The organism is Lysinibacillus xylanilyticus, assembly GCF_001708185.1.
Taxonomy (GTDB): domain Bacteria; phylum Bacillota; class Bacilli; order Bacillales_A; family Planococcaceae; genus Lysinibacillus; species Lysinibacillus xylanilyticus_A.
Genome location: NZ_MDDN01000002.1, coordinates 499,032 through 511,443, shown reverse-complemented (window position 1 = coordinate 511,443; position 12,412 = coordinate 499,032). Strand labels below are relative to the sequence as shown.

11 protein-coding genes are annotated in these 12,412 nt (G+C 38.8%); 5 read left to right on the top strand and 6 right to left on the bottom strand.

From position 1 onward, the window contains the following. The first annotated feature begins 188 nt into the window (after positions 1-188). On the top strand, positions 189-2,351 hold the full coding sequence (locus BFJ97_RS07145; RefSeq protein WP_223555415.1) for a bifunctional diguanylate cyclase/phosphodiesterase: 2,163 nt from the start codon (positions 189-191) through the stop codon (positions 2,349-2,351). Positions 2,352-2,480: 129 nt separating this feature from the next. Here the strand turns inward: BFJ97_RS07145 and BFJ97_RS07140 are convergent, their stop codons facing one another. The 3 genes from BFJ97_RS07140 to BFJ97_RS07135 all read right to left on the bottom strand — a co-directional run bounded on the left by BFJ97_RS07140 (position 2,481) and on the right by BFJ97_RS07135 (position 4,476). Further along, the gene (locus BFJ97_RS07140) at positions 2,481-2,672 is read right to left on the bottom strand and encodes an H-type small acid-soluble spore protein (protein ID WP_068983938.1); all 192 of its coding nucleotides are present in this window, start codon (positions 2,670-2,672) and stop codon (positions 2,481-2,483) included. A gap of 12 nt (positions 2,673-2,684) precedes the next feature. Next, positions 2,685-2,846, bottom strand: coding sequence for a YfhD family protein (locus BFJ97_RS24565; protein ID WP_175401697.1), 162 nt, complete (start codon positions 2,844-2,846; stop codon positions 2,685-2,687). Between the two features lie 214 nt (positions 2,847-3,060). Then, a complete protein-coding gene (locus tag BFJ97_RS07135) occupies positions 3,061-4,476 on the bottom strand; it encodes a LysM peptidoglycan-binding domain-containing protein (RefSeq protein WP_068983937.1) in 1,416 nt (471 codons plus the stop codon). A 168-nt stretch (positions 4,477-4,644) separates the two neighbouring features. Here BFJ97_RS07135 and BFJ97_RS07130 point away from each other — a divergent pair, with 168 nt between their 5' ends. Beyond that, positions 4,645-5,994: an FAD-binding oxidoreductase gene (locus BFJ97_RS07130; protein ID WP_068983936.1), complete on the top strand. Its 1,350-nt coding sequence runs from the start codon at positions 4,645-4,647 to the stop codon at positions 5,992-5,994. Positions 5,995-6,142: 148 nt separating this feature from the next. Here the strand turns inward: BFJ97_RS07130 and BFJ97_RS07125 are convergent, their stop codons facing one another. Beyond that, the gene (locus BFJ97_RS07125) at positions 6,143-6,541 is read right to left on the bottom strand and encodes a (deoxy)nucleoside triphosphate pyrophosphohydrolase (protein WP_068983935.1); all 399 of its coding nucleotides are present in this window, start codon (positions 6,539-6,541) and stop codon (positions 6,143-6,145) included. Positions 6,542-6,640: 99 nt separating this feature from the next. After that, entirely contained in the window at positions 6,641-6,799 is a 159-nt protein-coding gene (locus BFJ97_RS24560; RefSeq protein ID WP_175401696.1) for a hypothetical protein, read from the bottom strand. Positions 6,800-7,156: 357 nt separating this feature from the next. On the opposite strand from BFJ97_RS24560, the gene BFJ97_RS07120 reads away from it, so the two are divergent. Further along, positions 7,157-7,921 (top strand): TrmH family RNA methyltransferase, encoded by a 765-nt coding sequence (locus BFJ97_RS07120; RefSeq protein WP_068983934.1) that lies wholly within the window; start codon positions 7,157-7,159, stop codon positions 7,919-7,921. Between the two features lie 51 nt (positions 7,922-7,972). Here the strand turns inward: BFJ97_RS07120 and BFJ97_RS24555 are convergent, their stop codons facing one another. Then, positions 7,973-8,131, bottom strand: coding sequence for a hypothetical protein (locus BFJ97_RS24555; protein WP_175401695.1), 159 nt, complete (start codon positions 8,129-8,131; stop codon positions 7,973-7,975). 788 nt (positions 8,132-8,919) lie between these two features. Between BFJ97_RS24555 and pheS the strand changes: the two genes are divergently transcribed. Beyond that, entirely contained in the window at positions 8,920-9,957 is a 1,038-nt protein-coding gene (gene pheS / locus BFJ97_RS07115; RefSeq protein ID WP_068983933.1) for a phenylalanine--tRNA ligase subunit alpha, read from the top strand. A gap of 12 nt (positions 9,958-9,969) precedes the next feature. Next, positions 9,970-12,387 (top strand): phenylalanine--tRNA ligase subunit beta, encoded by a 2,418-nt coding sequence (gene pheT, locus BFJ97_RS07110; protein WP_068983932.1) that lies wholly within the window; start codon positions 9,970-9,972, stop codon positions 12,385-12,387. The last annotated feature ends 25 nt before the right edge of the window (positions 12,388-12,412 follow it).

Sequence of the window (12,412 nt, the reverse complement as noted above, 5' to 3'; positions counted from 1 at the left end):
TATTGGCATACTTTCGTTTTGGCATAAAAATGTTATGATTTGTAAGAAATTAATAAAAAGGCTTATCACCATCATGTAGAGGTGATTTCCGTGGAATGTGTAGTCATATACATATTTTGATGAAGAGCCTCCTTTAGATAGATAAAATTACCTATTTAAAGATAGATATTGGGTATGGAGGGTTTTTGTTGGAGAAATGGTTGAATCAATTAGAGCTAGAAAAGAAAGAGGTTTGGTATATAGTATTGCCATTATTGCTAGTTATACCACTATTAGGTATAAGTGATTGGATATTCGATATTTTTAAGGAAGAAAGCTACATATGCTTGAATTTGATTATACAAATACTAATTATTGTTTGTACGATGGCAATCGCTATTCAATCTTGGCTCGTTTTTCCACACTTATTATCAAATCAAATATTATACATAGGTAATTTATTTTTTATCATCGCCTTATTGGAAATAGTGAGCTTAGTTATCACTCAAAATCCAATAGCAGAAACACAATATATGGATATGCTTTTACATATAATAATGAGATTGTGCTTATCAATCGGTTTTCTCTTTATTATTTTAAAGCCCAAAAAACACTTAAAGATGAATGATCGTTTTTATACATATGGAAGTTCCTTACTATTTGTATTGTTGAGTTTTGTATTAGTATATTTCTCTTCAAAATATTTCTTGCTTGAAGAACAATTGTTGAATAAAGTTAATACTATTGTTCATTTGTTGTCTGCTGTCTTACAAGGTACAACGATCGTGATTTTAAGTAAGTATATAAAACAGTTGCCAAAACGAGAAATATGGCTAAATAGCGCTGCAATTTATTTAATTATTAGTGATATTTTCTTTGTTTTCATTAAAGATAGGGAATCTATTTGGGGTTTTTCAGCACTTATTTATCAATTTTTTGCATTTTACTTTTTCCTAAAAGCACTATATTATACATCGGTCGAAAAACCGTATCGGCAATTATTAAAGATAAAGCAAGACCTTGAGTATTCGCAGCAGGAGCTACGCTTTCAAGCTTTTCATGATGATATTACAGGGCTCCCGAATGAACATCTATTATTAAAAACCTTAAAAGAGGATTTACATGCCAATAACCATCAAAAAGCAATCATTGCAATTGAGATTGATCGCCTTGTAGCCATCCGCTCGTCTATAGGTATTAGCTATTCCAATGAAATGATGAAGCTCGTGGCTGAGAGAATACAAGCTATATTACCACCTTATTATTATGCAACCAAGCTTCGTGAGGGGCAGTTTATTATTTATATTGATCAAGTAACAACGAGTGAAGAGCTATTACAATTTTGCTGTAACTTGAAGAATGCTATGAAAAAACCGTTACAAGTGCAATTATTTTCTCTCAACGGAAATCTTAATTTTGGAATTGCCCTGCATGATGAGGATTGCTCAGGTGAAGAACTTTTAATGCATGCTCAGTTAGCAATGCGAGAAGCGAGTCAAATGCCTCAAAGATTTCTTTTCTATAAGCCATATATGTCAAATGGCATTGCTGACCGTATATTAATTGAGCAAGAGCTTCATAGGGCATTAGCTAATGAAGAGTTTTATTTGGATTTTCAGCCTCAGGTAAATTTAAAAACTAGTAAGATTGAATCGGTCGAAGCGCTAGTACGGTGGCGTCATCCAACACGTGGGTTTGTTTCACCGGGGTTGTTTATCCCGATTGCAGAAGAATCTGGACTAATTATTCCATTAGGGAAATGGATTTTAGAGACAGCATGCTCTCAAGCGAAGACATGGGAGAAGCAAGGTCTACCACCCATGAAGGTTGCTGTTAATTTATCTCTTGGGCAATTATTCCAACAAGATTTAGTGCAAATGGTACAAGAAATTTTACAGCGTACAAATTTAGAGCCAAAATATTTACAATTAGAAATTACGGAAAGTATGACGATGAATATCGATCAAATGACACAGCTACTGCATGAATTAAAGGCAATTGGTATCCAAATTGCTGTGGATGACTTTGGAACAGGGTATTCGTCGCTGTCGTATCTTAAAGATTTTCCAATTGATTGCTTAAAAATTGACCGGGCGTTCGTTCGAAATATTCAGCATAATCCAAATGATGAAGCACTCGTAGCTATGATTTTATCAATGGCGAAGCATTTGCGATTAAAGGTTGTTGCCGAAGGAATTGAAGAAGTCGAGCAGCTTGCTTTCTTAATTGAGGGTGATTGCGATTATATTCAGGGCTATTTATTTAGTAAGCCAATTTCTGCTGAACAAATTGCGAATAACTACAAAAAGTTACACATTCAAGCAAGTGATATTTTAACAGGGCTGAAATATGAAGAGGATTACATCATTTAAAGTTGAAATTTTCATATCATCTGCTCTACTTCCGTTTAATGGATTTATATATTGGCAATTGTATTTTTCAAAAAGAAAAAATCTGCTTACTTCACACATTGTAAGTAAGCAGATTTTTATTATGAGGTTTTAATGCGCGAGGTATTCTTCCTTTAATTCTCCTACGTCTACTTCGGAACGTTCCTCTAAAGAGCGACGTAAATGAACAGTTGCTGTTTTACCATCATCATGAAGCTTGTCAATCCAGACGGATACGCCATTATAGCTTACTTCATATTCTGATGGAGAGGCGACAATTTCTTGTGCACGTTTATAATCCACTTGTTGTACCCCTTATTTTTTTGTCTTTTTTTCTTTAGTAACTGAATTAATAAGTTCCATAAACTCTTGAGAAAATTCTTCACTAACTTTGTTTGGCGCTATTTTTTGATTTTTTGGTGTTTGAGGCAATGACCCTTTGTTGGCGCTTTGCCCTTGCTTATTGTCTCTTCCCATGTTTAGTTTCTCCTTTCGCTTTGATATTTCTTAATATGGCTTTCAATTGATTTTTTATAATGGGAAAAACTGGGGAAAAATAAGGGTTTAATGTAGACATGTCTAAATCATTTTGTGTTAATAGAAAATCCTTAACTGCGTATACTAAGCTAACTTTTATAATTGGCTTTTGATGTAGCCAATATCATCTCCAACTTTTGATGATGAGTCGAATTTATAAAGAAAACTTTTTGATGGTAAAATCATTATTTAATAGTGCCCAATTTTGTGGGAAAGGAAAACCTAGTGCCCAATAACTAATACCTCGGAGATTATATTGCTTCACCATGTCAAACTTAGCTTGTGCACTTCTAGCATCTTCAAACCATACCTCATGATTTCTACCTTGTTCGTCAACATAACGAAAATAAGGTGATTGTGCGACCCTATCATATTGTATGATTGCGCCATATTTTACAGCTCTGTTTATGGCTTCTTGAGAACTGAATGTTTCTGCTTCTTGCCCTTTAACATGTGGCAGAAGCCAATCGCGAGCATAAATTTGAAAACCTAAAAATATTTTGTCAGCAGGCATTACTGATAAAGCATATTCTACAACTTTTCTCATTTCATTAATGGGTGAAATAGCTTGTGGCGGACCAAGTCGATAGCCCCACTCATATGTCATTAAAATTACAAAATCTGCAATTCTTCCGTGTGCCTCATAATCATGTGCCTCATATAATGTTCCTGTCTGAGTTGCGCTCGTCTTTGGTGCAAGTGCCGTTGAGACTAGGAATCCTTTTGGGTGAAGACGGTCAACAGCTAACTGAAGAAAGTCATTGTAATTTTCCCGATCTGCTGGAAGAACATTTTCAAAATCAATATTTAATACTTTATAGCCTTTTTCTTCCATCACTTGCAGGGCATTGTTGATGACCTTTTCCTGTAATGCTGCACTAGATAAAATAACATGCGCTAAGTTGGATCCTGCTTCTGTGGAAGAGAAATTCGTCAGGGTTAACATAGGTGTAATGTTTTTGGCAATAGCTGCATCAAGCATTTCTTTATCTTCTACAGGCTGTAAAGATCCATCCTCCTTAATCATGTAAGCAAATGGGCTAAAATAAGTAAGAAGATGACCGATTGCGTTAATCGAACGAACAGCTTCTTCAGGCTTTTGATACGTATAAGCATTTACTTCAATGGAAGGCTTAGCTCTTGGGATAATCAAACGTGTGCCAGCATAAATCATATTTGGGTTTGTAATTCCATTTTCCACAACGATTGCTTGAACGGTCGTACCGTATTGATTGGCAATTTGCGATAGTGTCTCTCCTGGCTGCACGATATGTGTAATAGGTGGAATAACGAGCTTAGTTCCAGGTGTTAAAACATCTGGATTTGTTAAATGATTTTCTGTGATAATTGATTGAATAGGCACACTATATTGTTGAGCAATTGACCATAAAGTGTCGCCCCTTTTTACAGTATGAGTTGTATAAGGAGAGGGGATCACGAGTGATTGTCCGATGACTAATTGGTTTGGATGAGATAATGCGTTTAATTGGATAATGGAATTGATAGGTACGGAATAGTGGTTTGCAATTTGCCAAAGGGTTTCACCAGCGCTCACCACATGAATAATCATTAGAACACCTCCTAGGTAGTTTCAATATAGCATCATATGTATGAATATAGAGAATGAGCATTTATCTTTAATTTTTAAGCGATAAAAATTTCAATCTTCATATTCTTTCCAAGTGATAAGCATAGGATAAAACATATGCATTGCATCATTTGAGAGAGGAGCTGTATTTTGAAGAAAGTAAAGCTTACAGGAAGAATCGTTAACCATAAAGATCCGGACTATAAGCAAGCAAGAACAAATAATAACTTAAATGATCCCAAATTTCCGAGTATCATTGTATTTTGTCGACATAAGAAAGACGTTATCAACGCATTAAGATGGGCGAGAGAAAATAATGAACCATTTCGAATCAGAAGTGGGAGACATAACTATGAAAATTATTCAATATTAAATGAAGGTCTTGTTATAGATGTTAGTGATATGAATGAAATAACAATTAACCAGCAAGATATGACAGCGAAAATCGAAGCAGGTGCTAATTTAGGAAAAGTATATCGGGTATTATGGGAAAATGGTTTTACAATCCCGGCAGGAACTGAAGGGAGTGTAGGGGTTGTTGGTTTGACGCTTGGTGGGGGAATTGGCATGCTATCGCGTTCATTTGGGCTAACATGTGACAATTTACTGGAACTAGAAATGGTTGTTGCAAGTGGCCATGAAGGGGCTGAAGTAATCCGAGCTGACAAGCAGAAAAATAGTGATTTATTTTGGGCAAGTTGTGGCGGGGGCGGTGGGAATTTTGGCATCGTTACAGCTCTTACATTTAAACTGTATCCTATTTCTAACGTATCGATTTTCTCCATTACATGGGGATGGGAAGATTTTGAACGAGCCTTTGACGCATGGCAAAAATGGGCACCTTATACAGATGAACGCTTGACCTCACAAATTGAGCTTAAATCTAAGCAAGTGGGTGAAATTGTTGCTCAAGGTGAGTTTATAGGTACAGCATCTGAGTTAAAGAAACTACTCCGTCCATTGAGGAAAACAGGGTCACCAACGAATATATGGATAAAGGAAGTACCGTATATTAAAGCTGTAGAATTTTTCGACTTACCGAGCGGCAATAAACCAGCCCTTCGTAAAAGGTCAGGATCCTTTATTGAAAGGCCATTCCCTCATGTTGCCATTGTACAAATGAAAGAATTTTTATCTAACGCTCCAAATAGAAATACGACTATTTGGCAGCAATCTCTTAGAGGTGCGGTAAGTCAAATTGCGTCAAGCCGAACAGCTTATTATTATAGAAATGCTTTAATTGCTCAGGAGTATATTACCTCATGGGAAAAGGCTAAAGAAGAAGAAAAAAATATTCAGTGGGTCGAGAATTTAAGACGGACTTTGTCACCTTTCACTGTTGGAGATTATGTGAATTTCCCTGATCGTTATATAAAAGATTGGCCAACTGCCTATTATGGTCGTAATCTTAGAATGCTTAGAGAAGTAAAGGGAAAATACGATCCGTTTAATGTATTTCATTTTCCTCAAAGTATTCCGCCAAATAAAAAATGGCTTTAGATGAGAGTCTATAAAAGAAAAAGCAGAATGCAGAGGGGTAACAAACATTGTTGCCCTTTTCTCCTACATTAACTGCTCATAAAGGAGCGATTGGTGAAGACTACTAATGGGATGAAGAACCCCTGCTGATTAAAGTTTCATGCTATCCCTACAATTTTTCGGCAAGTATTTTATTGATTGCTGGAATATCAGCGGGAGCAAAATTAAGATTTAGAAGTTCATTTCGAGGAACCCATCTAATTTCAGCATGTTCTAGCATGACCGGCTCTCCCTTTATAATCGACGCTTTAAATGTTTCTAAGCGTACTATAAATTTTTCGTATTCATAAATGGTATCCTCAACTTTTTCCCCAACTTGTATAGAACAATTAAATTCCTCTAATATTTCACGAGATAAAGCTTGTTCTGGCGTTTCCCCCTCTTCGATTTTACCACCAGGGAATTCCCAATAATTTGCTAGTACCATATTAGGATTTCTTAACGCACAAAAAATTTCATGCTTATCATTTTCAATAATGGCACCTACAACATGTACATTTTTTTTCATATTTATCATCCTTAAGTTTATTTATGTATTCATGGAATCAGTAAGAAGGTAAGGTCAGTTATTACCTATCACAAAAAAATGAGCAATTGTTCCGTTTTCCTAAAATATTGGCTCGTCACCATAACGTGTGGTTGATTTCCGTTCCGACTGGGCGCTTTGTGCTGTCGCTTCGCTTTCGCACAGAGCAGAGCTTCCTGGGGGCGTCCGATGAGCCACTTTTGTTGTTGCTGACGCTTCGCTTTCGCACAGATAAAACATTTGCTGCCGCTACGTTAACACTACGCTTTCGCACAGAAAACATTCGCTGCAGGGTCTCGGGGCAACAGGATGTTGGTCACGAAGGCGTTATCACAGGACGTGATGCTCTTAGCCTTCGTTCCTCTATCGCTGATCCCCAAGAAGTCGCCCAGCTTCCACTCCAATCAACTAATACATTGTAAATGTTTAAACAAATGTCATCCACAACTTTTGGTGATGAGTCAAACTATTGAAAATTATAACGTGTATCTCGGTGATGGACATAACTTTATAATGGTTTTCGTATAACTATGTAATTTGTCGTTTTCTACTGTATAATAATGAACAGTAAATAGGAAAAAGGCGGTACGAGGTACGATGAAAAGAATTGAATCTACGCAAAATGCGTTAGTGAAATATTGGAAGAAGCTAGCGACAACACGTAAAGAGCGTGAAAGATCTGGAGAATTCCTAGTAGAGGGATTCCATTTGGTAGAGGAAGCATTAAAAAATAACGAGCAGGTGCTGCAGCTAATCGTACGTGAAGGTGTAGAATTGCCAATGCTTTGGCCTATTGATAGTGTAGCCATCGTTGAAGTAACAGCAGCTGTTGCCAAGGAGTTTGCTGAAACGGAGACGTCTCAAGGTGTATTTGCAGTTTGTAAGCAGCCTTTGGTAGACGAAGATGTAATGGCTTCGTGGCGCAAGGTGCTACTAATTGATGCGGTCCAAGATCCAGGAAATATTGGAACGATGATTCGTACAGCGGATGCAGCTGGTTTGGATGCAGTCATACTCGGCAAGGGCTGTGCGGATTTATATAATCCTAAAACACTTCGATCTGCGCAAGGCTCGCATTTCCATATTCCTGTCCTTCGTGGCGATTTAGAGGAATGGATTGAGCAGTTACAGGATAATGGCGTACCAGTATTTGGAACGGCTTTAGATGAGGATGCAGTTGTCTATAGTGATATTGAGCATACGGGTGCATTCGCAATAATGATGGGGAATGAAGGTAGTGGCATTCATCCACAATTACTTTCGATGACAGATCAAAATATTATTATTCCAATTTTGGGGCAAGCGGAGTCTCTAAATGTAGCAGTAGCAACAGGAATCGTTTTATATGGATTTGTGAAGTAATTAATCAATCTAAGCAATTACACCTGTAATTTAAAAAATATGGTGAAATCGTTAAAATTGCCGTTCATTACCATAGTGTGTGGTTGATTTCCGTTCCGACTGGGCGCTTTGTTGCTGTCGCTTCGCTTTCGCACAGATAAAACATTGTTGCTGACGCTTCGCTTTCGCACAGAGCAAAGCTTCCTGGGGGCGCCTGATGAGCCGCTTCACTCGCGTTGCTCGCTCCGGGGTCTCATTTGTGACGCTGATTCCCAAGGAGTCGCCCAGTCTCCACTCCAATCAACTTATATGTGGCATAAAATTTAACAAATGTCATCCACAACATTTGGTGAGGAGCCTAAAATTACCGATAGAACCATCGATATCGATGGCAATAGGCACATGGCTCTTGATTTGAATTGGTATAGTATTGTATAATCACATGTAAAATGTAAGCTTGAATACAAAAATGCTTTGACCGGGAAGTAGTAAAGATTGTGAATGGACGACAGGGAGCGTAGGCCGAAGATTGAGAGCTAGCGCCGTACCAATGCAGTTTTGAATTCATCCTGCGAGCAGCTACCGGGACCAGCAACAGGCTGTAAAGGTAAGCCGGCTTTAATCTAGTCGTTACGTCAATGAAGTGATTGCTTGGAGTTTGCCATGCAATAACTAGGGTGGTACCGCGAAAATGTCCTCGTCCCTTTTTTAGGGGCGAGTTTTTTTATGCCATCAAAGTAGCGGATGTCACGAATTTTCATATGAATAGAGGATGTTAGCCTAAAACCTTCGCATCCTGCGAAAACGGCTAACTGACCTGCATCGGTAAAAACGCCACGTCCTGTGGTATTACCGAAATGACCGACATCGTGTCGGCACTCGTGCAGGCCTGGGCACAATTCAAAATCCGAAAGCGTTGTTTATCTGTAGCGAGATCAAAGCGACAGCGGCAAATGTTTTCTGCGCGACAGCGGCAATTACGCTAAGGCGAAATTGATTTTATCAAGGAGGGTATATACATGGAAGAGCAATTAAAGCAGTTAGAGCAAGAAGCACTTGCTAAAATTGAAGTGGCAGCAAATTTAAAAGAGTTAAATGATGTGCGAGTAGCGTATCTAGGAAAGAAAGGACCTATCACAGATTTATTAAAAGGGATGGGTAAATTATCAGCAGAAGAACGCCCGAAAATGGGTGCATTAGTGAACACAGTTCGTGAAAATGTAACGGCTGTGTTAGAGGCTAAAGTGACTGTACTAGAAGAAGCGGCAATTGCTGAAAAATTAGCAAGTGAGTCGATTGATGTCACTTTACCTGGCCGTGAAATTAAGGTTGGAAATCGTCATCCACTAACGCGCGTTATTGAAGAAATTGAAGATTTATTTATCGGTATGGGCTATGAAATTGCAGAAGGTCCTGAAGTAGAGAAGGATTACTATAACTTCGAAGCACTGAACTTGCCGAAGGGACACCCTGCTCGTGATATGCAGGATTCGTTCTATATTTCCGAGGAAATATTATTGCGTACACATACATCTCCAGTGCAAGCTCGCACAATGGAAGCGAAAAAAGGTGAATCTATACGCATTATTTGTCCAGGGAAAGTATTCCGTCGTGACAACGATGATGCCACACACTCACATCAATTTATGCAAATTGAAGGGTTAGTTATTGGCGAAAATATTCGAATGAGTGACCTTAAAGGTACATTAGATACTCTAGCGAAAAAAATGTTTGGTGATGACCGTGAAATTCGTTTGCGTCCGAGCTTCTTCCCATTCACTGAGCCGTCTGTTGAAATGGATATTTCTTGCTTCAAATGTGGTGGTTCAGGATGTAACGTATGTAAAGGCACAGGCTGGATTGAAATTTTAGGTGCAGGAATGGTACATCCAAATGTACTTGAAATGGCCGGCTATGATCCGAAGAAAGTTTCAGGTTTTGCATTCGGTATCGGTGCAGAACGTATCGCAATGTTGAAATATGGTGTCGACGATATTCGTCATTTCTATACAAGTGACACCCGTTTCTTATCACAATTCGAGCGAACAGAGGCGTAAGGGGGATAAAAAATGTTAGTATCATTAGAATGGTTAAAAGATTATGTAAACACACAGGACTTAGCACCTGAACAGTTAGCTGAAAAAATTACGCGCTCTGGGATTGAGGTAGATGCAGTAATTGATCGTGCTAACGGAATGGATAAAGTTGTAGTCGGCTATGTCGTATCAAAAGAGAAGCATCCTGAAGCGGATAAATTAAATATTTGCCAAGTGGATGTAGGTGAAACTGAGCCACAACAAATTATTTGTGGTGCTCCAAACGTCGATGCTGGTCAAAAAGTTATTGTGGCTCGTCCAGGTGCACATTTACCAGGTGGCATTAAAATAAAAAAGGCAAAACTTCGTGGACATGAATCAAACGGTATGATTTGTTCATTGCAAGAGTTAGGGATCGAAGGAAAACTTGTTGCTAAAGCATATTCTGAAGGTATTTATGTACTTCCTGCTGATGCTGAAGTCGGCTCGGATGCCCTTGCTATTTTAGGTCTACGTGACACAGTATTAGAACTTGGTTTAACGCCAAACCGCTCAGATGCACTGTCAATGTTAGGCGTGGCGTATGAAGTCGGTGCAATTTTTTCAGAGGAAGTAAAGTATCCAGAAATTTCTTATAGCACATCTTCTGAAAAAGCTGAAGACATGTTAAAACTTCGAGTAGAAGATTTACAAGCAAATCCAATGTATGTTGCAAAAGTTGTGAAAAACGTAAAAATTACAGAATCACCAATGTGGCTACAAAATCGTCTAATGGCAGCAGGGGTACGCCCGCACAACAATGTTGTCGATGTAACGAACTATATTTTAATGGAATATGGTCAACCGCTTCACGCCTTTGACTACGATAGCCTAGCGACTGGCGAAATCGTGGTTCGTAAAGCAACAGAGGGTGAAAAAATCACGACATTAGATGACCAAGAACGTACATTAAAAGCGACAGATTTAGTTATTACAAATGGTAAAGAGCCAGTAGCTATCGCAGGTGTAATGGGTGGTTCAAATTCTGAAGTAACTGAATCTACTACAACGGTTGTTATTGAATCTGCTTACTTCGAAGGCTTAACTGTACGCCAAACATCACGTCATCTTGGGCTCCGTTCAGATGCTTCAGCTCGTTTTGAAAAGGGTGTTGACCCTAACCGTGTGTTACCGGCTGCAGAACGTGCTGCTGCACTACTAGCTGAATTAGCTGGTGGTGAAGTGTTAGAAGGAACATGCATCGTGGATGAACTTGATAAATCACCAGCACGTGTTGTGGTCTCTCCAGATTTTATCAATGAACGTTTAGGTATGAAAATTTCATTAGAAGATATGCTGTCTATTTTAGAGCGTCTTAAATTTGGTGTAGAAGCTGCAAATGGTTTATTGATCGTTGATGCCCCAACACGTCGTCAAGATATTAAAATTGAAGAAGATATCGTAGAGGAAATTGCTCGTCTATACGGTTATGATGAAATTCCGATGACATTACCAGAAGGAGCAAACCAGGTAGGTCGTCTAACACCATACCAAGCAAATCGTCGTGTAGTGCGCAATTTCATGGAGGGTGCAGGTCTTTACCAAGCTGTAACGTACTCATTAACATCTGAAGCGTTGTCACAACGTTTTGCATTGAAAGCGGAGCCTGTAACACGTTTACTAATGCCGATGAGTGAGGAACGTTCAACACTGCGTCAAAGTCTTCTACCGCATTTAATTGAAGCGGCTGCTTATAATGTTGCGCGTAAGGCTGAAACTGTAGCATTGTATGAAGTCGGTTCAGTTTTCCTCGGTCAATCAGAAGAAGGGCAACCATATGAGGAAGAGCATGTGGCAGCAGTTTTAACAGGAAAATGGCTAGATCACGCTTGGCAGGGCGAGAAAAAAGCGGTAGATTTCTTCGTTTTAAAAGGAATCGTAGAAGGTGTTATCGGTAAGCTAGGTTTAGAGGATCGTATATCATTTGTGAAAGCTGAAGTAGATGGTTTACACCCAGGACGTACAGCTAGCATTCTTTTAGATGGTGAACAAGTCGGCATTATCGGCGGCTTACATCCAGCAGAACAAAAAACATGGGGTGTAAAAGACACATATGTAATGGAAATGAACCTAGTAGCATTATTAAATGCTACAGCCAAAGAAGCACCTCTTGCCTATACGCCAGTGCCTCGTTTCCCAGCTATGTCTCGTGATATTGCACTTATCATGGATCGTACAACAACGGCTGGAGAAGTTATTACGGCTATTCGTTCAGCAGGTGTGAAATTATTGAAAGATGTTCGTGTATTCGACGTATATGAAGGTGAAAAAATGGAAGCTGGTAAAAAATCAGTTGCATTCTCCCTAACATACTTCGATCCAGAGCGTACATTAACAGACGAAGAGGTTGTTGCAGCACATAATAAGGTGTTAAAAGCCATTGCAACAATTGAAGGTACAGAAGTACGCTAATTTAATTACTACTTGCAAGCTGTCT